The sequence below is a fragment of the Leifsonia sp. Soil_N53 genome (assembly GCF_057655165.1).
In genome coordinates this window covers 1-20,153 of sequence record NZ_JBDGMM010000038.1, presented here as the reverse complement: position 1 = coordinate 20,153, position 20,153 = coordinate 1, and the positions used below count along the sequence as shown (strand labels likewise).

At 71.6% G+C, this 20,153-nt stretch carries 17 protein-coding genes and 1 tRNA gene; 11 read left to right on the top strand and 7 right to left on the bottom strand.

All coding sequences use genetic code 11. From position 1 onward, the window contains the following. Nucleotides 1–70: 70 nt before the first annotated feature. A complete protein-coding gene (locus tag AC3A3H_RS03745) occupies nucleotides 71–631 on the bottom strand; it encodes a GNAT family N-acetyltransferase (RefSeq protein WP_487613200.1) in 561 nt (186 codons plus the stop codon). 44 nt (nucleotides 632–675) lie between these two features. Here AC3A3H_RS03745 and AC3A3H_RS03740 point away from each other — a divergent pair, with 44 nt between their 5' ends. After that, entirely contained in the window at nucleotides 676–2,340 is a 1,665-nt protein-coding gene (locus tag AC3A3H_RS03740; protein WP_487613199.1) for an acyl-CoA dehydrogenase family protein, read from the top strand. A 21-nt stretch (nucleotides 2,341–2,361) separates the two neighbouring features. On the opposite strand, the gene AC3A3H_RS03735 is transcribed toward AC3A3H_RS03740, so the two are convergent. Beyond that, nucleotides 2,362–4,935: a CDP-glycerol glycerophosphotransferase family protein gene (locus tag AC3A3H_RS03735; protein WP_487613198.1), complete on the bottom strand. Its 2,574-nt coding sequence runs from the start codon at nucleotides 4,933–4,935 to the stop codon at nucleotides 2,362–2,364. 73 nt (nucleotides 4,936–5,008) lie between these two features. Next, nucleotides 5,009–5,539, bottom strand: coding sequence for a MarR family winged helix-turn-helix transcriptional regulator (locus AC3A3H_RS03730; protein WP_487613197.1), 531 nt, complete (start codon nucleotides 5,537–5,539; stop codon nucleotides 5,009–5,011). Nucleotides 5,540–5,619: 80 nt separating this feature from the next. Between AC3A3H_RS03730 and AC3A3H_RS03725 the strand changes: the two genes are divergently transcribed. The 3 genes from AC3A3H_RS03725 (at nucleotide 5,620) to AC3A3H_RS03715 (ending at nucleotide 8,161) form a co-directional block, all read left to right on the top strand. Further along, nucleotides 5,620–5,691: transfer RNA gene (locus AC3A3H_RS03725), tRNA-Gln, on the top strand. A 49-nt stretch (nucleotides 5,692–5,740) separates the two neighbouring features. Beyond that, complete coding sequence (gene glmU, locus AC3A3H_RS03720) at nucleotides 5,741–7,183, top strand: bifunctional UDP-N-acetylglucosamine diphosphorylase/glucosamine-1-phosphate N-acetyltransferase GlmU (protein ID WP_487613196.1); 1,443 nt, start codon at nucleotides 5,741–5,743, stop codon at nucleotides 7,181–7,183. Then, nucleotides 7,184–8,161 (top strand): ribose-phosphate diphosphokinase, encoded by a 978-nt coding sequence (locus tag AC3A3H_RS03715; RefSeq protein ID WP_487613195.1) that lies wholly within the window; start codon nucleotides 7,184–7,186, stop codon nucleotides 8,159–8,161. An 81-nt stretch (nucleotides 8,162–8,242) separates the two neighbouring features. Here the strand turns inward: AC3A3H_RS03715 and AC3A3H_RS03710 are convergent, their stop codons facing one another. The 4 genes from AC3A3H_RS03710 to AC3A3H_RS03695 form a co-directional block, all read right to left on the bottom strand. Then, nucleotides 8,243–8,590, bottom strand: a complete 348-nt coding sequence (locus AC3A3H_RS03710) for a hypothetical protein (RefSeq protein WP_487613194.1) — start codon at nucleotides 8,588–8,590, stop codon at nucleotides 8,243–8,245. A 109-nt stretch (nucleotides 8,591–8,699) separates the two neighbouring features. Further along, nucleotides 8,700–10,160, bottom strand: coding sequence for an NADP-dependent phosphogluconate dehydrogenase (gene gndA / locus AC3A3H_RS03705; protein ID WP_487613193.1), 1,461 nt, complete (start codon nucleotides 10,158–10,160; stop codon nucleotides 8,700–8,702). Between the two features lie 100 nt (nucleotides 10,161–10,260). After that, entirely contained in the window at nucleotides 10,261–11,676 is a 1,416-nt protein-coding gene (uxaC, locus tag AC3A3H_RS03700) for a glucuronate isomerase (RefSeq protein WP_487613192.1), read from the bottom strand. Next, on the bottom strand, nucleotides 11,673–12,728 hold the full coding sequence (locus AC3A3H_RS03695) for a LacI family DNA-binding transcriptional regulator (protein ID WP_487613191.1): 1,056 nt from the start codon (nucleotides 12,726–12,728) through the stop codon (nucleotides 11,673–11,675). Before AC3A3H_RS03695 ends, uxaC begins: the two co-directional genes overlap by 4 nt. 148 nt (nucleotides 12,729–12,876) lie before the next feature. Between AC3A3H_RS03695 and AC3A3H_RS03690 the strand changes: the two genes are divergently transcribed. The 7 genes from AC3A3H_RS03690 to AC3A3H_RS03660 form a co-directional block, all read left to right on the top strand. Next, nucleotides 12,877–14,244, top strand: coding sequence for an ABC transporter substrate-binding protein (locus AC3A3H_RS03690; RefSeq protein ID WP_487613190.1), 1,368 nt, complete (start codon nucleotides 12,877–12,879; stop codon nucleotides 14,242–14,244). Nucleotides 14,245–14,257: 13 nt separating this feature from the next. Next, the gene (locus AC3A3H_RS03685; protein WP_487613189.1) at nucleotides 14,258–15,238 is read left to right on the top strand and encodes a carbohydrate ABC transporter permease; all 981 of its coding nucleotides are present in this window, start codon (nucleotides 14,258–14,260) and stop codon (nucleotides 15,236–15,238) included. Then, a complete protein-coding gene (locus tag AC3A3H_RS03680; protein ID WP_487613188.1) occupies nucleotides 15,235–16,167 on the top strand; it encodes a carbohydrate ABC transporter permease in 933 nt (310 codons plus the stop codon). Before AC3A3H_RS03685 ends, AC3A3H_RS03680 begins: the two co-directional genes overlap by 4 nt. Further along, complete coding sequence (locus AC3A3H_RS03675) at nucleotides 16,168–17,010, top strand: sugar phosphate isomerase/epimerase family protein (protein ID WP_487613187.1); 843 nt, start codon at nucleotides 16,168–16,170, stop codon at nucleotides 17,008–17,010. Further along, entirely contained in the window at nucleotides 17,007–18,137 is a 1,131-nt protein-coding gene (locus AC3A3H_RS03670; RefSeq protein ID WP_487613186.1) for a Gfo/Idh/MocA family protein, read from the top strand. The genes AC3A3H_RS03675 and AC3A3H_RS03670 overlap by 4 nt, the downstream gene beginning before the upstream one ends. After that, entirely contained in the window at nucleotides 18,134–18,997 is an 864-nt protein-coding gene (locus AC3A3H_RS03665) for a sugar phosphate isomerase/epimerase family protein (RefSeq protein WP_487613185.1), read from the top strand. Before AC3A3H_RS03670 ends, AC3A3H_RS03665 begins: the two co-directional genes overlap by 4 nt. Next, on the top strand, nucleotides 18,994–20,153 hold a 1,160-nt coding region (locus AC3A3H_RS03660), incomplete at its 3' end, for a mannitol dehydrogenase family protein (RefSeq protein WP_487613184.1). The genes AC3A3H_RS03665 and AC3A3H_RS03660, both read left to right, overlap by 4 nt.

Genomic DNA, 20,153 nt, shown 5'->3' with positions numbered 1-20,153 from the left:
CCGCCGGTCCCTGGCGTGGCGGCGGCGCGAACGGAGGAGGTGCGCGGCGGAGGCGGTCCGGGCTCCTCCGTTAGGTGACGTCGGCCGGCGTGGCGGGGCCGATGTCCTCCGCTGCGAACAGCTCCATGCGGACGTTGTAGTAGGCGTCGGTCGGGCCCAGGCGGCGCATGCCGATCCGCTCGCAGACGCGCTGCGAAGCGGCGTTGTCGGGGTAGGTGACCGCGATCACCCGCGGGAGGTCGACGAGCGCGGCGGCGAGGAGTGTGCCGGCGGCCTCCGCCGCGTAGCCGTGGCCCCAGTGGTCGGGGTGGAAGTGCCAGCCGATCTCGGTGTCGCCGGAGGGCCGCAGCGGCTCGGGACCGGAGGCCGGGATGGGCTGCAGCATCACCGTGCCGACCTGCGTCCCGTCGGCAAGCTCCACCACGCGGAACGCGCGCACGTCGTCCTCCAGCGCGCGCAGCCGGGCGATGCGCCGCACGGCCTCCACCCGCTCCGTCAGGACGGCGGGCGCGCGGCCGAGGAACCGCGCCACCTCCCACCGGGAGTACAAGTCGAATGCGAAGTCCGCGTCGTCCTCGCGCCACGGGCGCAGTGACAGCCGGTCGGTCGCGAGCTCGGTCGGGATGTGCACCCGCATCACCATAGCGCCGGTTCGCGCGCGGTTAGACTCGCGGCATGCCGACCCACAACGTCGTGAAGGAGGCCGTCGTGAAGGAGGCCGTCGTGAACCAGGCCGCGCCCGTCCTCAACCAGGCGCCGCCGCGCGTGGACCTGGACGAGTTCGCCGCGAACCTCCCGCTGCGGGAAGCCGTGGAGCGTTACGACGCCGACTGGGCGGTCTCCGACCTCGGCGCCGTCGGCCGGCTGGTCGGGTCGGCGGAGTTCCAGGCCGACGCCGAGCGGGCGAACGTGCGCGAACCGCAGTTGCGGACGTTCGACCGGTGGGGCTCCCGCATCGACGAGGTCGACTACGACGAGAGCTACCACCGGGTGATCCGGGAGGCCGTGGCCGCGGGAGCGCACACCTCCGCGTGGGCCGAGCCGCGCCCCGGTGCGAACGTCGCCCGTGCAGCGACTTTCATGCTGTTCGCCCAGGTCGAGCCGGGGCACGCCTGCCCCGTGTCCATGTCGCACGCGGCGGTGCCCGCGCTCGCCGCCTCCCCGGAGCTCGCCGCCGAGTGGGTGCCGCGGCTGCTGTCGCGGGAGTACGACGGGCGGCTGGGCGCAGGAAAGCCGTCGGCCCTGTTCGGAATGGCGATGACCGAGAAGCAGGGCGGCTCGGATGTGCGCGCCAACACCACGCGCGCGCTCGCCGACGGCGACGGGCGCTGGCTGCTGAGCGGCCACAAGTGGTTCTGCTCCGCGCCGATGTCGGACGCCTTCCTCGTGCTCGCCCAGGCGGCGGGCGGGCTCAGCTGCTTCCTGGTGCCGCGGGTGCTGGAGGACGGCACGCGCAACGTCTTCCTGATCCAGCGGCTGAAGGACAAGCTCGGCAACCGCTCGAACGCCTCCAGCGAGGTGGAGTTCGCCGACACGGTCGGCTACCTCCTGGGCGAGGAGGGCCGGGGCGTGCGCACCATCCTGGAGATGGTGAACCGCACCCGCCTGGACTGCGTGCTCGGCAGCGCGGCTGGGATGCGGCAGGCCGTCGCCGAAGCGGCCTGGCACGTCCGGCACCGCGCGGCGTTCGGCCGCCGGCTGGTCGAGCAGCCCGCGATGACGGCCGTGCTCGCCGACCTGGCGCTCGAGTCCGAGGCGGCAACGGCGGTCGCGCTGCGGCTCGCCCGTGCGCACGACGACGACGCGTCGGAGGCCGAGGTCGCCTTCCGGCGACTGGCCACCGCGGTGAGCAAGTACTGGGTCTGCAAGCGCGGCCCGGGGCACGCCTACGAGGCGATGGAGTGCCTGGGCGGCAACGGGTACACCGAGGCGTTCCCGCTGGCCCGGCGCTATCGGGAGCAGCCGGTGATGGCCATCTGGGAGGGCTCCGGCAACGTGATCGCACTGGACGTGCTCCGCGCCCTCGGCCGGGAGGCCGCGAGCGCGGCGGCGTTCGACGCCGAGCTCGCGGCGGCGCGCGGCTCGTACGCCGCGTACGACGCGCACCACGACCGGCTGCGCCGCACGGTCGCGGAGACCGCGGAGGGCGCGGAGGAGTCGTCGGCGCGCCGCATCGTGGCTGCTCTCGCGGTGGCGTTGCAGGCGTCGCTGCTCATCCGGCACGCGCCGCCCGCGGTGGCCGACGCGTTCGTCGCGGCGCGCCTCGGCCCGGACCGCGGCTCCCTCTACGGGGAGCTCCCGTCCGGCCTCGACCTCGCCGCTCTCACCGCGCGCGCCTGACCGGCTACTGCACCTCTCGCGCTACTCGCCGGCCCCCGACGCCGCCGGCTCGTCCGCGTCGAGCGGGATGGTCGCCGGGGCCGCAGGCGAGGCGGCCACGGCCGGCGCCGCGCCGATCGCCCGGTAGAACTCGCCGACGGCCTTGCGGTTGTACCCGGCCCAGTCGAACGCGCTCTCCGGGACCTCGTGGCGCAGGAACGTCCGCATCCCGTCCGCCACGCCGTCCACCGACTGCGGGACGACCAGGCCGCTCCCCGCCGGGAGGGCGTTCTTCGCCGACGCGAACTCCACGGTCACGATCGGGAGCCCCAGGACGAGCGCCTCGAGGATGACCATCGGCTGGCCCTCGTAGTCGCTCGACAGCACGAAGCAGTCCGCCTTCGCCATGATGGCGTGCGGGTTGCGCTGCATCCCGGTCAGGAAGACCGAGCCCTGCAGCCCGAGCTCGTCGACCACACCCTCCAAGTGGGCCTGGAGCGGGCCGGAGCCGACGATGACCAGCCGGGTCTGCGGGTTCTCGGCGTGCACCTGCGCGAACGCCCGGATGAGGCGCTCCTGGTTCTTCTCGGGCGAGAGCCGGCCGACGTTGACGAAGGTCGAGACGCCTCCCGACGGCGCGAGCAGCGCCTCGGCCCAGTCGGGGATGCTGCCGGTCTCCTCGTCGAAGGTCAGCACGTGGAGGTCGCCCTGCGCGTTCTCGAGGATGTGCTCGGCGTCCACGGTGTTGAGCGCCGAGCGGAACTTCTCCGCCGGTGCGAACTCCGCCAGGGACGCCCGGTTCACCTCGGAGAGCGTGGGGGAGACCGACACCAGGTGGTCGTACTGCGCGTACAGGGTGAAGAGCTGGGTGAGCGAGTGCAGCATCCGCTTCTCGCCGTTCACCTCGCGGTGGGCGTCGGCGGCGAGGTCGTTGTGCAGCCAGATCGCGCGCTGCGCCTCGGGCGAGTGCAGGAGCAGGATCGCCCAGAACGGGCCGTACCCGGAGAAGTCCACCACATAGTCGAAGCGGCTGTCGCCGAAGCAGCGGTACCACTCGTCGTTCCACAGCTCGTTCTGGGCCGGCGTCTCGGCGTGCTGCGACGTGCGGCCGCGCCGGAAGTCGAGGTGCCGCGCCAGATGCCGCAGCTTCGCGCCGTTCATGCCGCCGACGCGCGGGAACTGCCGCACCGCCGGGTGGATCTGCTGCTGCTTGCCGATCACCGCCTGCGACCTGCTCTGCGCGAAGAACGCGGACACGTCGTAGCGTTCGTGGTCGATGTTGTTGAGCAGGTTGAGTGCGGAGGTCGTGATGCCGTTCGGGCGCATCCCGCCCAGGTACAGCAGGATCTTCTCGCGGCCGTCGTCGTCGAGCGACGTGCGCAGCCGGTAGCCGTCGCGCACGCCCCGGAACACGATGTCGACGACCCGCTCGGCGGCCGAGCCGTCGTCGAACGGGGTGAACCGGCGTTGCATGTCGAGGTAGCGGTCGCGCGCGTCGGCGGGCACCCGGTCGCCGTCCTCGGCCACCGCGGCGAGGGCGTCGCCGAGCTCGCGGGCGGACATGAGCACCGGACCCGGCCACTCCTCCGGCTCGAAGTAGAGGCCGCGCGTTCCGGCGTAGTCGGCGAGGTCGGGCGTGAAGAACAGGATCGGCCGGCCGGTGCGCAGGAAGTCGAAGAAGATGCTGGAGTAGTCGGACACCAGGATGTCGGTGGCCCCGAGCACGAGGTTGGTCGGGATCTCGTTGGGCACGAGCATCCGGGCGAGCTCCGGCCGGTCTGCGGCCAGCGCGTGCACGCTCTGGTGGGTCTTGACGAGCACGGCGTACCGGCTCGTGTCGATGCGCTCCTCCACCTGGGCGATGTGGGCCAGCATGGCGTCGAGGTCGTCCTCGGGGCGCCCGAAGACCTGGCCCTTCCAGGTCGGCGCGTACAGCACGATCTTGCGGTCGCCGAGCGGGATGCCGGACGCGATCAGCCGCCGGCGGACGTCGTCGCGCTGCGCCTCGTCCAGGAACTGGCGGTCGAGGCGCGGGTAGCCCTCCTCGACGATGGTGCCGCGGAAGATGCCGTCGAGCTTGTAGCCGGTGCGGTACATCTGGTCGGTCATGAACTCGCTGGTCGACAGCAGGTAGTCCGCCTGGACGAAGTTGCGCACGATGTTCGCCGTCGCGAGTGCGCCGTCCTCGATGTCGTAGCCCATCCGCTTGAGCGGCGTGCCGTGCCAGGTGTTGAGGTACACCTGCCCCGGCCGCTTCGAGAAGTCGTAGGGGAACGTCGCGTTGTTCACCAGGTACTGGCTGGTCGCGAGCGCCCGGTAGTAGGCGGAGGAGCCGTAGCGCACGAACGTGACGCGCGGGTCGTCGGCGAACTCCTCGACGGCCGCGCGGTACTGGTGGAGGTCGGACAGCGCCCAGATGTGGGTGAGGTGCTTCAGGTCGGGCGCGGCCAGCAGCTGCCGGAACAGCGCCTCCGGGTTGTCGAGCATCCCGTTGCCGGAGAACGACTCGTAGAAGACGGAGCCGAGGACGAGGGGCTGCCGCCGCCAGTGCGCGTGGATCTCGAAGCGGGCTGCGCGCTTCACACGGGAGGGGAGGCGCTTCAGGGAAAGTCTCATCGGCGACGAGTTTATGAGAGCGGGATAACAGTCACCTGAGAAGGCGGGTAGGGAGCGCCGTGAGCGCGGCGGCTCACGCGCCCGCGTCGAACCCCAGGCTGAGCTTGCGCAGCAGTCCGGCCAGCCGCTCCTGCTCGACCGGGGACAGCGCCTCGAGCAGGTCGGCCTCCGCGTCCACCAGCCGCGTGATCGCCGCGTCCACCCTGGCCAGCCCCTGCGTGGTCATCTGCACCAGGATGCCGCGGCCGTCGTTCGGGTCGGTGCGGCGCTCGACCAGGCCGCGCGCCACGAGCCGGTCGATCCGGTTCGTCATCGTGCCGGACGAGACCAGGGTCTGCTGGAGGAGGGACTTGGGGCTGAGCTGGAACGGCGAGCCGGCGCGGCGCAGCGCGGAGAGCACGTCGAACTCCCACGAGTCGAGGTCGGAGCGCTCGAAAGCGCCTCGCCTGGCGCGGTCGAGGTGGCGCGAGAGCCGGTCGACGCGGGAGAGCACCTGCAGCGGCGCGAAGTCGAGGTCGGGCCGCTCGCGCAGCCAGGCGCCGACGATGCGGTCGACCTCGTCGCGCGCACCAGCGCGCGTGCCGCCGTCGTTCGCCTCCGCCATCCCTCCATGCTATTGGCCGGACGGCCCGTCCGGCGGCAGCGCGGACCGAGTCTGGCAGACTGTCTGTGCGCGTTGCGCGATCCGCCTTGGTGTAATGGCAGCACGACAGCCTTTGGAGCTGTGAGGTCCAGGTTCGAGTCCTGGAGGCGGAGCGACGTCCCGACCCGACAGCCGCACGAAACTCATCGCATCCGGAGCATCATGACCGATCAGAATCTCGCCATCGTCGTCCTCGCCGCGGGCCAGGGCACGCGGATGAAGTCCGCCACCCCCAAGCTGCTGCACCCGCTGGGCGGCATCCCCGTCATCGGCCACGTCCTCGCGACCGCACGCGACCTCGACGCCGCCCGCGTGGTCGCGGTGGTGCGGCACGAGCGCGAGCGGCTGGCCGAGGTGATCTCGGCCGACCTCCCCGACGCGGTCATCGTCGACCAGGACGAGGTCCCCGGCACGGGCCGTGCCGTCGAGCAGGCCATCGCCGCCCTCCCCGAGGGCTTCACGGGCGACGTGCTCGTGGTCAACGGCGACGTGCCGCTGCTCGACGCGGGCACCCTGCGCGAGCTGGTCGCGGCACACCGCGCAGGCGGGGCCGCCGCGACGATCCTCTCGTCGTTCCCGGCCGATGCCACCGGCTACGGACGCATCGTCCGCACGCCCGAGGGCCACCTCGACCGCATCGTGGAGCACAAGGACGCCACGGAGGCCGAGCGCGCGATCGGCGAGATCAACGCGGGCATCTACGTCTTCGGCGCCGCGGCCCTGCGCGACATGCTCGCCAACCTGACCACCGACAACGCCCAGGGCGAGAAGTACATCACCGATGTCATCGGCCTGCTTCGGGAGGCCGGCTTCGACGTCGACGCGCTGCCCGTCGCGGAGTCCTGGCTGGTCGACGGCATCAACGACCGCGCCCAGCTCAGCGAGGCCGCCGCCCGGCTCAACGCGCTGCTCGTGCGCACCTGGCAGCTCGCCGGCGTCACCGTGCAGGACCCGGCGACGACGTGGATCGACGTGAAAGTGACCCTCGAGCCGGACGTCACGATCCTCCCCGGCACGCAGCTCTGCGGGGCGACCGTCGTGCGCTCCGGCGCGACGATCGGCCCGGACACGACGCTGGTCGACACGGAGGTGGGGGTCGGCGCGACCGTCAAGCGCACCGACGCGACCCTCGCGGTCATCGGCGACGGCGCGACGGTCGGCCCGTTCTCCTACCTCCGCCCCGGCACGGTCCTCGGCGCGAACGGCAAGATCGGCACCTTCTCCGAGACCAAGAACGCGGTCATCGGCGAGGGCACCAAGCTCGCCCACTTCAACTACGTCGGCGACGCCGAGGTGGGGGAGAAGGGCAACCTCGGCGCGGGGGTCATCACCGCCAACTACGACGGGGTGAACAAGCACCGGACGGTCATCGGCTCGCATGTGCGGATCAGCACGAACACCGTGCTCGTCGCGCCCGTTAGGATGGGTGACGGAGCGTACACCGGTGCGGGAACGGTCGTCCGGAAGGACGTTCCGGCTGGGGCGCTCGCCATCACTGTCGCGCCACAGCGCAACATCGAAGGCTGGGTCGCCGAGAAGCGGCCGGGCACCGAAGCCGCGCGCGCCGCTGAACAGAGCGGGGCGGCGCAAGAGAGCGGAGAGTAAGTGTCAGGGATCACTGCGACCGGCCAGAAACGACTCGTTCTGATCTCGGGGCGTGCCCATCCCGAGCTCGCCGTGCAGATCGCCGAGCACCTCGGCAGTGAGCTGGTGCCCACCGACGCCCGCACCTTCGCGAACGGCGAGATCTACGCCCGGTTCGACGAGAGCGTGCGCGGGTCGGACGCGTTCGTGATCCAGTCGCACACCTCCCCGATCAACGAGTGGCTCATGGAGCAGCTCATCATGGTGGACGCGCTGAAGCGCGCCTCCGCCAAGCGCATCACCGTCGTCGCGCCCTTCTACCCGTACGCCCGCCAGGACAAGAAGGGCCGCGGCCGCGAGCCGATCTCGGCCCGCCTGGTCGCGGACCTGTTCAAGGCCGCCGGCGCCGACCGGATCATGTCGATCGACCTGCACGCCGCCCAGATCCAGGGCTTCTTCGACGGCCCGGTCGACCACCTCTTCGCCATGCCCGTGCTGCTGGAGCACATGCGGCGCGAACTCGACCCGTCGACACTGACGGTCGTCTCGCCCGACATGGGCCGGGTGCGCGTCGCCGACATCTGGAGCGACAAGCTCGGCGTCCCGCTGGCGATCATCCACAAGCGCCGCGACCCGCTGGTGCCCAACCAGGTCTCGGTGCACGAGATCGTCGGCGATGTGAACGGCCGCGTCTGCCTCCTGGTCGACGACCTGATCGACACCGGTCGCACGATCGTGAAGGCCGCGGAGGCGCTGAAGGCCGCCGGCGCGATCGGCGTCGTGGTGGCGGCGACCCACGCCGTGTTCAGCGACCCGGCCGTCGAGCTTCTGCAGTCGGAGGCGATCGACTCCGTCGTCGTCACGGACACGCTGCCGCTGCCCGCGCACAAGCGCTGGGACGGACTCACCGTGCTGCCGATCGCGCCGCTGCTGGCGAACGCGATCCGCGAGGTCTTCACCGACGGCTCGGTGACCTCCATGTTCGACGGCGCCGCCTGACCCACCCGGTCCTTCCACCGAGGGGCACGTCGTTGTCACTTTTCGCACCGAAAAGCGACAACAACGTGCCCCTCGGCGGTGTTATGGGAGGGCGTGCGGGGCTGAGGGGATGAGGCCGAGGGGGGCGACGAAGGTCGCGTCGCCCTCGGTGTTCAGCGCGTAGCACTGCCATCCCGGGCCGGCGGGCGCGAACAGCTCGAAGCGGGCCGAGGAGTCGACCGAGTCCGGCTGGTAGTGCCGCGCGTACACCTGGCAGGTGTAGTTCGCGGTGTCGGTCTGGATGCTGATCGTCAGCATGATCCCCGGCAGCAGCAAGGCGGCGACCGCCACGACGACGAACACGCGTGTCGCGATGACCCGGCGCCGTCCGCGCAGCGGCCGATCCGACGGGTCGTACTCCGCCAGCTCCGGGTGATCCTCGAACGTCACGTTTACGAGTCTGAAGCGCGCGTCCCGCGAATGCAACACACGACGAAGGGCACGTCGTTGTCACTTCCGAGGGCGGAAAGCGACAACGACGTGCCCTTCGGCGATGGCGTCAGTGCGAGGAGCCCTCGGACTCGATCTCGCTGCGGTCGCCCGACCACAGGGTGTGGAAGGTGCCGTCCTTGTCGACGCGCTTGTAGGTGTGCGCGCCGAAGAAGTCGCGCTGGCCCTGGACGAGCGCGGCGGGCAGGTGGGTGGTGGCGAGCGAGTCGTAGTACGACAGCGCGGAGCCGAAGCCGGGCACCGGGACGCCGTTGAGGGCGGCGGTGGCGACGATGCGACGCCAGGCGGCCTCGCCCTCGCGGACGGCGTCGGCGAAGTACGGCGCCTCCAGCAGTGTGGCGATGTCCGGGTTCTCGTCGTAGGCGTCGGCGATGCGGTTGAGGAACTGGGCGCGGATGATGCAGCCGCCGCGCCAGATCTTGGCGACCTTGTCCTTGTTGATGTGCCAGCCGTACTTCTCGGCGCCGGCGATGATCGCGTCGAAGCCCTGCGCGTACGCGACGACCTTGGACGCATAGAGCGCCTTGGAGACGTCGTCGGCGAACGCGGCGACGTCGTCGGCCTTCTGCACCTCGGGACGGGAGGTGATGGTCGCCTGCACGGCGGCGCGCTGCGCCGGCTTGGAGGACACCGCGCGGGCGAACACGGCTTCGGCGATGCCGCCGACCGGGATGCCCAGGTCGAGGGCGTTCTGCACGGTCCAGACGCCGGTGCCCTTGGAGCCGGCCTGGTCGAGGACGATGTCCACGAACGGCTTGCCGGTCTCCGCGTCCACCTGGCGCAGCACCTCGGCGGTGATCTCGATCAGGTAGGACTCCAGGTAGCCGTTGTTCCACTCGGCGAACACGTCCGCGATCTGCGCCGGCGTCAGGCCGCCGATCGTGCGGAGCAGGTCGTAGGCCTCGGCGATGAGCTGCATGTCGGCGTACTCGATGCCGTTGTGGATCATCTTCACGAAGTGGCCGGCGCCGTCGGTGCCGACGTGGGTCACACACGGCTCGCCCTCGGCGACCGCGGCGATCGACGCGAGGATCGGGCCGAGGGTCTCGTACGACTCCGCCGACCCGCCGGGCATGATCGACGGGCCGTTGAGTGCGCCCTCCTCACCGCCGGAGATGCCGGCGCCGACGAAGTGGATGCCGGTCGGGGCGATGCGCTTCTCGCGCTCGATGGTGTCGTGGAAGTTCGCGTTGCCGCCGTCGACGATGATGTCGCCCGGCTCGAAACGCTCCACCAGCTGGTCGATCACGGCGTCGGTGCCGCGGCCGGCCTGAACCATGATGATGGCGGTGCGCGGCTTGGAGAGCGACGCGACGAACTCGTCGATCTGCTCCGACGACACGAACCCGGCCTCCGGGTGGGCGTCCACCAGCTCCTCGGTGCGTGCGTAGGTCCGGTTGAAGACGGCGACGGTGTTGCCCTCGCGCGATGCGAGGTTGCGGGCCAGGTTCGACCCCATCACAGCCAGACCGACGACTCCGATATTGGCCGTTGGGTGGTTCTCGGGCACGGAGGACTCCTTCGTTGAGACGGTTTGGTTCCAGCGTAGCCGTCCGTCGACACTGTGATTCGTTGTATGACGCACAGCGCCCGGTCGGACCTGTGAGGTCTCAGCCGAGCCGGAACGTCGCGCGCGGAATGTCGTCCACGAGCCGGCGCGCGAGCGTGAACGCGTCCTCCTCGGCGAGCTGGTGCGTGACGACGAGGGAGGCCAGGAACGAGGCGTCCACCCGCCGGGACATGTCGTGCCGGGCCGGGATCGAGCAGAACGCCCGGGTGTCGTCGATGAATCCGCTGGTCTTGGTGAAGCCCGCACTGTCGGTGATCGCGCGTCGGTAGCGGAGGATCGCCGCCGGGGTGTCGAGGAACCACCACGGCGCCCCGGCGTAGACGGACGGGTAGAAGCCGGCCAGCGGGGCGATCTCGCGCGAGAACGTGGTCTCGTCCACCGTGAACAGCACCAGCCGGAAGACCGGGTTCGTGCCGAAGTCGCGCAGGATCGGCGTGAGCGGCTCGGTGAATGACCCGACGGCGGGCAGGTCGTGCCCGGTGTCGGGACCGTACGCGTCGAACGTCGGCCGGTGGTGGTTGCGGTGCACGCCGGGGTGCAGCTGCATGACCAGGCCGTCGTCGGCCGCCAGCTCGGCCAGGCGGTAGAGCAGGTTGCGCCGGTAGGCGACGGCCTCGGCGGCGGTGAGCGAGCCGTCGAGCGCGGCGCGGTGGATGCGGGAGGCCTCCGCCTCGGCCAGCGGCTCGCTGCCCGTGTCGATGACGCCGGTGTCGGTCGCGGTGCCCCCCGCGGCGGCGAACGCGGCGCGCCGGACGCGGAGGGCGTCCAGCAGGCCGCGGTAGCTCGACGTGTCGACGTCCGCGCGCGCGGCGAGGCGGTCGAGCCGCTGCGCCCAGCCGGGCTCGTCGGGGTGCATGTACCGGTCGGCGCGGAACGTCGGGACGACCCGCCCGGTGAAGGTCGGGTCGGCGGCGAGGCGGGCGTGCGCCTCCAGATCGTCCGCCGGGTCGTCGGTGGTCGCGAGGACCGCGATGCGGAACCGGTCGAACAGGGCGCGCGGGCGGAACCCGGGCGATGCGAGCGTGGCCGACAGCTGGTCGTAGAGCACGTCGGCGTTCCGCGCGGAGGGCTGCTCGGTCAGCCCGAAGACCTCGCTGAACTCCGACTCGAACCAGAACCGCACGGGCGTGCCGAGGAAGGCGTCCCAGTGCTCGCAGAGGGTCCGCCAGATCGAGCGTCCGGAGGCGGGCGAGGGCACGCCGTCGCGGGCGAGCCCGAGCTCGCCGAGCGGAACGCCGACGGCGTGCAGCATCCGCGTCACGTAGTGGTCGGGGGTGATCAGCAACGCCGCCGGGTCGGGGAAGGGCTCGTCGTCGGCCAGCAGGGCGGCGGGCACGTGACCGTGCGGGGAGTAGATGGGGGCGTCGGCCACGGCGGCGTGCAGCCGCCTGGCCAGGTCGCGCTCGGCGGGGTCGGCGGGGAAGAGCCGGTCGGGGTGCGGGGCGAGCGCGGTCATCCGCGTCCTTTCGTGGGTGTGTGCGCGAGGGGCGCCGGGCCGGTCGAGTCCCGGACCGTCAGGTGGGTGGGGAGCGTCGCCGCCTGCCGGCTGACCGGGGCGGCGCTCTCGTCGAGCCGCGCGAGCAGCATGGCGACGGCGGTGCGGCCCGCCTGCTCGATCGGCGCGGTCAGCGTCGTCAGGGGCGGGTTGCAGAAGTCGGCGCCGAAGATGTCGTCGCAGCCGACGAGCGAGACGTCGTCGGGCACGCGGACCCCGCGTTCGCGGAAGCGGGCCAGCATCCCGATCGCGAGGAGGTCGTTGAACGCGATGCACGCCGTCGCCCCCGCGTGCAGGACGGCGTCCGCGGCGGCCGCGCCGGCGTACTGGCGCGGCGCGAACGGGCCGACGCGCAGGGCCTCGACGCCGTAGCGCTCCGCCGTCCGGACCAGCGCGCGCCAGCGGCGCTCGTTCGACCAGGAGGTCTCCGGCCCCGACGCGTAGACGATCGAGCGGTGACCGAGCGACGCCAGGTGCCCGACCGCCTGCTCGACGCCGTTGGGGGTGTCGATGAACACGTTGGCGACCCCGCGGGTCTGCCGGTTGATCGCGACCAGGGGCACCTCGGCTGCCAGGGCGGTCAGGCGCCGGTCGGTGAGGCGGGAGGCGGCCAGGATCGCGCCGTCGAACGACGGGCGCAGCTTGTGCAGCATCCCGTCCTCCAGGTCGTCGGACTCCTCGGTGTCGACCAGCAGCTGGGTGTAGCCGGCGGCCTTCAGCTGCTGCTGCGTGCCGCGGATGATGCCGAAGTAGAACGGGTTGGTGACGTCGGAGACCAGCACCGCGATGCACCGGGTGCGACCGCTGGTGAGCGCCCGCGCCTGCGAGTTCGGGATGTAGTTGAGCTCCCGCGCAGCGCGCTCGATCCGCTCGCGCGTGACGGCGTTGACCCGGCCGGGATTGGCGAGCGCACGGGAGGCGGTCGAGGTGGCGACGCCGCTCGCTGCGGCCACGTCGGCGAGGGTGGCCGGGCGGTCCGTGCCGTCGGGATACCCGCGAAGCTGAGGGCTCATGCGCCCATCACAGCACACCGTGGCAATTTTTGGCAAACGGTTGCAGCAACGATTGCCGCCTCCCTAGGCTCGGCCGCAGCCCTCCGGCGTGTACCGCATCCGAGGGGGCTGGATCCACCGATCACCGTCCTCAAAGGAGAGTCACACGATGAGATCACGTTTCGCGTTCGCCGCAATCGCGGGAATCGCCGCCGCAGGGCTGGTCCTGACCGGCTGCTCCGGCGCCGCAGGCAGCGGCAGCGGCAGCACCGCCGGCAGCGGAAAGGTCGACGGCCACGGCAAGACGCTGGACGTCATGATCGCCGCGAACGCGCTGTACCCCACCGAGCAGCAGCAGTGGTTCAAGGACGTCTCGGCCCAGTTCCAGAAGGAGACCGGGGCCACCGTCAACTTCGAGACGTTCGCCTCCGCGAACGACGAGCTGACCAAGATCCAGACCTCGGTCCTCAGCGGGCAGGGTCCCGACATCTACGACCTGGGCACGACCTTCACGCCGACGGCGTACTCGACGGGCGCGTTCGTGAAGCTGAGCGACGCGGACTGGGCCAAGGTCGGCGGACGCGACCGGTTCGTGCCGGCCACCCTCGGCATCTCCGGTCCGGACAAGTCCAACGAGGTCGGCATCCCGTTCCTCAGCCGTCCCTTCGTGCTGGCGTACAACAAGGACCTGCTGAAGGCCGCCGGCATCGACAAGCCGGCCGACACCTGGGACGGGCTGGCCGAGCAGGCCAAGAAGCTCACCTCGGGCGACGTGCACGGCATGGCGGTCGCCTACGCCGACAGCTTCGACCCGTGGAAGTTCGTCTGGGCCATGGCGATGCAGCAGGGCAACACCATCCTCGACGTGAAGTCCAAGAAGGCGACCATCGACGACGACGCCGTCAAGAAGGCCTACGAGACCTACTTCGGCTGGCTCACCGACGACAAGGTCGTCGACCCCGCCGCGATCGGGTGGAAGAACGCCCAGGCCGTCGCCGCGTTCGCCAGCGGCAAGGCCGCGTTCCTGCCGATGGTCTCCTCGTCGTCGCAGGTCTCGCTCGACAAGTCGCCGGTGGCGGGCAAGTACGCCTACGCCGTGATGCCGACCGTCCCGCCGGGAGCCACCAAGCTCCCGTCCGACGGCAAGGCCGCCGCCACGATCATCTCGGGCGACAACATGGTGGTCGCCAAGTACTCCAAGAACCAGGATCTGGCCTTCGCCCTGGTCAAGATGCTCACCAGCACCGACAACCAGGTGAAGTACACCAAGACGTTCGGCGACCTGCCCACCAACGCCGACGCGGCGAAGCAGATCGAGCAGGGCAACGACCTGATCACGCCCATCCTGGAGGCCGGCACCAAGGCCTACGGCACGCCGTTCACCGGAGCGTGGGGCGACACGCAGCTCGCGCTCGTGAACGTCGTGGTGCAGTCCATCCCCGGCCTGTCCGCGGGCAAGGTCTCCTCGTCAGACCTCGAAGCGAAGCTCAAGGCGGCGCAGGAGACTGCGCAGAACTCGCTGAACAAGGCGAAGTGACGCGGAGCCCCTGATGTCGAACTCAACGATGACCCCGCCCGCGGGCGTGGTCACGACGGGCGCGTCGCCCGCGGGGTCCGCCCCCGCGGGCGGCCGCCCGGGCCGCCGCCGCCGCGGCGAGCGCAACCGGCCGCTGTGGATGCTGCTGCCCGGCGGCATCCTGATGCTGCTGATCATCGTGGTGCCGCTCGTCGTCGCCGTGCTGATGTCCACGCTCGACCTCGACCAGTACACGCTGCAGAGCTGGTTGCAGGCGCCGTTCATCGGCCTCGGCAACTACGTCGAGGCGATCACCGCCTCGCCGCTGCTGCGCTCGATCGGGATCAGCGTCTCGTTCGCCGTGATCGCGGCGGTGGTGACCATGCCGATCGGGCTGGCCGCCGCCCTCGCCACGCAGAACCGGTTCCGGGGCCGCGCCCTGGTGCGGTCGCTGTTCCTCATCCCTTACGTGCTGCCCGCATTCGTGGTCGGCACGCTGTGGCGCACGATGCTGCAGCCGGGCGGCGTGGTCGACAGCATGCTCGGCGCGGTGGGCATCCACAGCGGGCTCTGGCTGAACGGCCCGCTCAGCTACTGGTCGCTGATCATCGTGCAGATCTGGACGTCGTGGCCGTTCTTCTACCTGCTCGTGCTCGCCGGCCTCCAGTCGGTCGACCACGAGGTCCACGAGGCCGCGGCGATCGACGGCGCCACCTGGTGGATCAAGCTGCGCTACGTGGTGCTGCCGTACCTGCGCGGGCCGATCCTGCTCGCGCTCATCATCGCGTTCCTGCACAACATCAACGCGTTCACGCTGCCGTTCGTGCTGTTCGGCGTGCCGGCGCCGCAGGACGTGGAGGTCCTGCCGGTCGTCACCTACATGACCAGCTTCCAGAGCTTCCGCTTCGGGCTCAGCGCGGCGATGGCGATCTGCTCGCTGATCCTGATCGCCATCCCGCTGTTCGTCTACCTGCGGGCCGTGAAGCTCGACTCCGGAGAGGAGGAGCAGCGATGAGCACGGAGACCCGCGCGCTGCACGCCGTGTCGGCGCCGAGATCGGCCCGCGCGTTGCGACCATCCGGAGGCCCGTCGGCCGACGTCACCCGGCTGCTGCCGCGTCCGCTGCTGGTCGCGATCATCGTGGTGCTGCTGATCGTGGTGCTCGGGCCGGTGCTGTACATGCTGTTCGCGTCGGTGAACTCGGATGTGTCGGTCGCGTCCGGCGCGTTCCTCCCGACCGAGCTGCACCTCGACAACTACCTCAAGGTCTGGAGCACGGTCGATCTCGGCACCGGGCTGATGAACAGCGTGATCATCTGCGGCGCCGTCGCGATCGTCTGCGCGTTCCTCGCCGTCGCCACGGCCTACGTGCTCGTGCGCTACGAGTTCCGCGGCCGGCTGACCTTCCTGCGCGGGCTGCTCGGCCTGCAGTCGATCCCCGGGACGCTCATGCTGTTGCCGGTGTTCGTGCTGTTCTCCTCGACGGCGTCGCTGCTCGGCGTCCAGATCATCGGCACGCGCTGGGCGGTGTTCATCACCTATCTCACCTTCGCGCTGCCGTTCTCGACCTGGGTGATGGTGACCTACCTCCGGGGCCTGCCGAAAGCGCTCGAGGAGGCGGCCCGGATCGACGGCGCGTCGTCGTGGCGCATCCTCACCCAGATCGTGGTGCCGCTGAGCTGGCCGGGGATCGTCGTCTCGGGGATCTTCGCGTTCCTGCTCGGCTGGAACGACGTGCTGTTCGCGTCGGTCCTCACCAGCCCGGAGTCGCGGACCGCGGCGGTGGCCCTGCAGGTCTTCGGAGCCACTCAAGAGGGTGGAGCGATCCCCCTGTATGGGCAGATGATGGCTGCGTCGCTGATCTGCGCCGTCCCCGTCGTCGTCCTGTACCTCGTTTTCCAGCGCTACCTGATCGGTGGCCTCACCAGCGGAGGAGTGAAGTAAGTGTCAGAGGTTTCTTGGGCCCTGTCCGGATTCGGCGACGAGATCGACCCCGACCCGGCGATCCAGGTCGCCGTCCTTCAGGCGCTCGGCGCCAACCACATCGAGGTGCGCAGCGCGTGGGGCGTCAACATCGTCGACCTCGACGACGCGCAGCTCGACGCGCTCGCGGGCATCCTCACCGGCCGCGGCATGCGCGTCTCGGCGATCGCGTCGCCGATCGGCAAGGTCGACGTCGCGCTGCCGGTCGAGCACGAAGTGGAGCGGCTGGGGCGCGCGATCGCCGCGGCGCAGCGCCTCGACGCCCGCTACATCCGGCTGTTCTCGTTCTATCGCGCCGAGGGCGTGCCGGTGGAAAGCATCCGCGACGACGTGCTGGTGCGCATGCGGGCCCTGGCCGACGCGGCCGAGGCGGCCGGGGTGGTGCTGCTGCACGAGAACGAGAAGGACATCTACGGCGACACCCCCGAGCGCTGCCTCGACATCGTCGAGTCGGTGGGCTCGCCCGCCCTCAGACTGGCCTGGGACAGCGCCAACTTCGTCCAGGTCGGCGTCGGCCGCCCGTTCGACCAGGGCTACGCGCTGCTGCGCCCGCACCTGGAGTACCTGCAGGTGAAGGACGCGCTGGCCGCGACCTCCGCGGTCACGCCGGCAGGGGAGGGCGACGGCCAGCTGCTGGAGACCCTCACCGCGCTGCGCGACGACGGCTACACCGGCTTCGCCTCCCTCGAACCCCACCTCACCGACGTCAACGCCCTCGGCGGCTTCTCGGGACCGGCGGCGTTCGGCGTCGCCGGCCGCGCCCTCCGCCGCCTGACCGACCGGATCGGAGTCACCCTCGCATGAGCATGGACAACACCCCCCTGCACGTCGCCATCGTCGGCTGCGGCATCATCGGCCTCAACCACGCCCGCGCGATCCTCCGGCATCCCGGGTTGCGGCTGTCGGCGCTCGTCGACGCGATCCCGGAGGCGGCGACCGCGCTCGCCGACCAGCTCTTCTCCGACTTCGGCGCCGACCGCATCCCGCAGTTCGGCTCGCTGTCCGCCGCGCTCGCCGGGGCGGACGTCGACCTGGTCGTCATCTGCACGCCGAGCGGCCTGCACGTCGTGCTCGCGGAGGAGGCGCTCGCCGCGGGGAAGCACGTCGTCATCGAGAAGCCGCTCGACGTGTCGCTGCCGCGCGCCCGCGACATCCTGGAGCTGTCGCGGCGCGCCGAGCAGGACGGCCTGGTGGTCTCGGTGATCAGCCAGCACCGGTTCGACCCGGCGTCGACGGTGGTCGCGGAGGCCGCCCACTCCGGCGCGTTCGGCCGGCTGACCAGCGGGCTCGCCTCCGTCGCCTGGTGGCGCAGCCAGGAGTACTACGACTCCGGCCAGTGGCGCGGCACCTGGGAGCTCGACGGCGGGGGAGCCGTGATGAACCAGGGCGTGCACACCGTCGACCTGCTGGTCTGGTTCCTCGGCCGGCCGGTCGAGATCGACGCCCGCACCGCGCTGCTCGCCCACGAGCGGGTCGAGGTGGAGGACATCGCCGTGGCGACGATCCGCTTCGAGTCGGGCGCGCTGGCGGTGCTGCACGCGACGACCGCGGCCTACCCCGGCTTGTCGGTGCGCCTCCAGGTGCACGGCGACCGCGGCTCGGCGATCATCGACGACGACCAGCTCGAGTACTTCGGGACGGTCGAGTCCGACGGCAACCGCGCCGCCGACCTCGTGCCGGCGAGCGAGCTGCGCGGCGGCGACCGCGGGCCGGACCAGTTCGTCGTCGGGCACCTCCGCCAGTACGAGGACATCGTGGCGGCGATCCGCGAGCGCCGTGCGCCAGGGGTGACCGTCGCCGACGCGTTCCTCTCGCTCGCCGTGGTGCGCGCGGTCTACCTGTCGGCCACGCTCGGCCGCCCGGTGCGGCTGGACGACGTGCTCGACGGCTCGCTCGACGACGTCGCCGTCTCGACGGGGGTGAACGCATGAAGTTCTCCGTGTTCACCGCCTCCACCCCGGACTGGACGCCCGAGCAGGCCGCCCGCACCATCGCCGCGCAGGGCTGGGACGGCATCGAGTGGCGCGTTGTCGACCAGCAGCCCGCGGACGAGCCGGGCTTCTGGGCGGGCAACCGCGCCACCTGGCCGCTGACCGGCCTGGAGGCGTCGCTGCCCGAGATCGCCCGACTGACCCGGGAGGCCGGGCTGGAGTTCTCCGGGCTCGGCGGCTACGCCGGCTGCGGCGACCACGCGAACGTCGACCGGATGCTCGCGGCGACCGCCGAGCTCGGCGCGCGACAGGTGCGCGTCACCATGCCCCGCACCGACCTCGGCGACTACCGCGAGCTTTTCGCCGCCGCGCGCGCGGACCTGGAACGCGCAGCCTCCGTCGCCGCATCGCTCGGCGTCAAGGCGCTGGTGGAGCTGCACCACGAGACAATCACGCCGTCGGCCTCGGCCGCGCTCCGGCTGCTGGACGGCCTCGACCCGGAGGCCGTCGGCGTCATCCACGACCTCGGCAACCTGCTGATCGAGGGCCAGGAGCGCACGCTGTCGGCCCTCCAGCTCCTCGGCCCCTACCTCGCGCACGTGCACGTCAAGAACGTCGCCTGGCTGCCGGGCGAGCCGGAGGCCGACGGCACGGTGCGCTGGCGGCACGAGTGGGCTCCGCTGCGCTCGGGCGCGGGAGACGTGGACGCGTACTTCCGCGCGCTGCACGAGTTCGGCTATGACGGGTGGGTGACCTGCGAGGACTTCTCCACCGCGGTTCCGCTCGAGCAGCGCACCCGCGAGAACCTGGCCTACCTCCGCGACGTGGAGGCGCGCACCCGCGACGCGGTGCCCGCATGACCGAGCCCCCCGGCATCGCCTCCGCGGGCATCGCCTCCGCCCGTCGCGCGCGCCATCCGGTGCGGGTGGCGCACCTCGGGCTGGGCGCGTTCCACCGCGCGCACCAGGCCTGGTACACGCAGCGGGCGAACGAGGCGGGCGGCGACGGCGGAGGCTGGGGCATCGCGGCCTTCACCGGCCGCAGCCCCGACGCCGCGCGGGTGCTCGCCGCGCAGGACGCGGTCTACACCCTCGTCGAGCGCGGGCCGGAGGGCGACCAGGCGACCGTGGTGGAGGCGCTCAGCAGCGTCCACGACGGCGCCGACGTCGAGGCCTGGCGGCGCGTGCTCGCCGATCCGCAGGTGGGCGTGCTGACCCTCACCGTGACGGAGGCCGGCTACCGTCCGGAGTCCACGGCGCCGGCGCGTGTGCTGGACGGCCTCCGCGCCCGGTTCGAGGCGGGCTCGGGCGGCATCGCCGTGGTGAGCTGCGACAACCTGCCGGACAACGGGCGGGTGATCCGTGACGCCGTGCTGGCGCTCGCCGAACCGGGGTCGGAGCTGGACGCCTGGATCCGCGCGGAGGTCTCCTTCGTCTCCTCGATGGTCGACCGGATCACGCCCGCAACGACCGACGCCGACCGGGAGGCCGCCCAGCGGCTCACGGGCCTGGCCGACGCCGCCCCCGTGGTCACGGAGCCGTTCGCGGAGTGGGTGCTCGCCGGCGCCTTCCCCGCGGGCCGGCCGGCCTGGGAGGCGGGCGGCGCGACGTTCGTGGCCGACATCGCCCCGTACGAGCGCCGCAAGCTCTGGCTGCTCAACGCCGGGCACTCGCTGCTCGCGTACCACGGCCTCGCGGCGGGCATGCGGACCGTCGCCGACGCGGTGGCGGACCCCGCGCTGGCTGCCGAGCTGGAGCGGCTGTGGAGGGAGCAGCGCACCGAGCTGCCCTTCGACGACCGGGCTGTGGACGACGCGCTCGACGCCCTGCGCTCCCGGTTCGGCAACGCCCGCATCGAGCACCGCCTCGCGCAGATCGGCACCGACGGCTCGCAGAAGCTCGGCCCGCGCGTGATCGACCCGCTGCGCGCCCGGCTCGCGAACGGGCGAGGGCCCGGCCCGGCCCAGCTCGGCGTCCTCGCGGCGTGGAGCCGGCACCTCGCCGGCCCCGACGTCCG

What these genes read in the sequence shown, in the direction of transcription:
- AC3A3H_RS03740 (WP_487613199.1), top strand. Translation starts at nt 676, where the DNA reads ATGCCGACCCACAACGTCGTGAAGGAGGCCGTCGTGAAGGAGGCCGTC.
- AC3A3H_RS03735 (WP_487613198.1), bottom strand. Translation starts at nt 4,935, where the DNA reads ATGAGACTTTCCCTGAAGCGCCTCCCCTCCCGTGTGAAGCGCGCAGCC.
- AC3A3H_RS03730 (WP_487613197.1), bottom strand. Translation starts at nt 5,539, where the DNA reads ATGGCGGAGGCGAACGACGGCGGCACGCGCGCTGGTGCGCGCGACGAG.
- glmU (WP_487613196.1), top strand. Translation starts at nt 5,741, where the DNA reads ATGACCGATCAGAATCTCGCCATCGTCGTCCTCGCCGCGGGCCAGGGC.
- uxaC (WP_487613192.1), bottom strand. Translation starts at nt 11,676, where the DNA reads ATGACCGCGCTCGCCCCGCACCCCGACCGGCTCTTCCCCGCCGACCCC.
- AC3A3H_RS03695 (WP_487613191.1), bottom strand. Translation starts at nt 12,728, where the DNA reads ATGAGCCCTCAGCTTCGCGGGTATCCCGACGGCACGGACCGCCCGGCC.
- AC3A3H_RS03690 (WP_487613190.1), top strand. Translation starts at nt 12,877, where the DNA reads ATGAGATCACGTTTCGCGTTCGCCGCAATCGCGGGAATCGCCGCCGCA.
- AC3A3H_RS03685 (WP_487613189.1), top strand. Translation starts at nt 14,258, where the DNA reads ATGTCGAACTCAACGATGACCCCGCCCGCGGGCGTGGTCACGACGGGC.
- AC3A3H_RS03680 (WP_487613188.1), top strand. Translation starts at nt 15,235, where the DNA reads ATGAGCACGGAGACCCGCGCGCTGCACGCCGTGTCGGCGCCGAGATCG.
- AC3A3H_RS03670 (WP_487613186.1), top strand. Translation starts at nt 17,007, where the DNA reads ATGAGCATGGACAACACCCCCCTGCACGTCGCCATCGTCGGCTGCGGC.
- AC3A3H_RS03665 (WP_487613185.1), top strand. Translation starts at nt 18,134, where the DNA reads ATGAAGTTCTCCGTGTTCACCGCCTCCACCCCGGACTGGACGCCCGAG.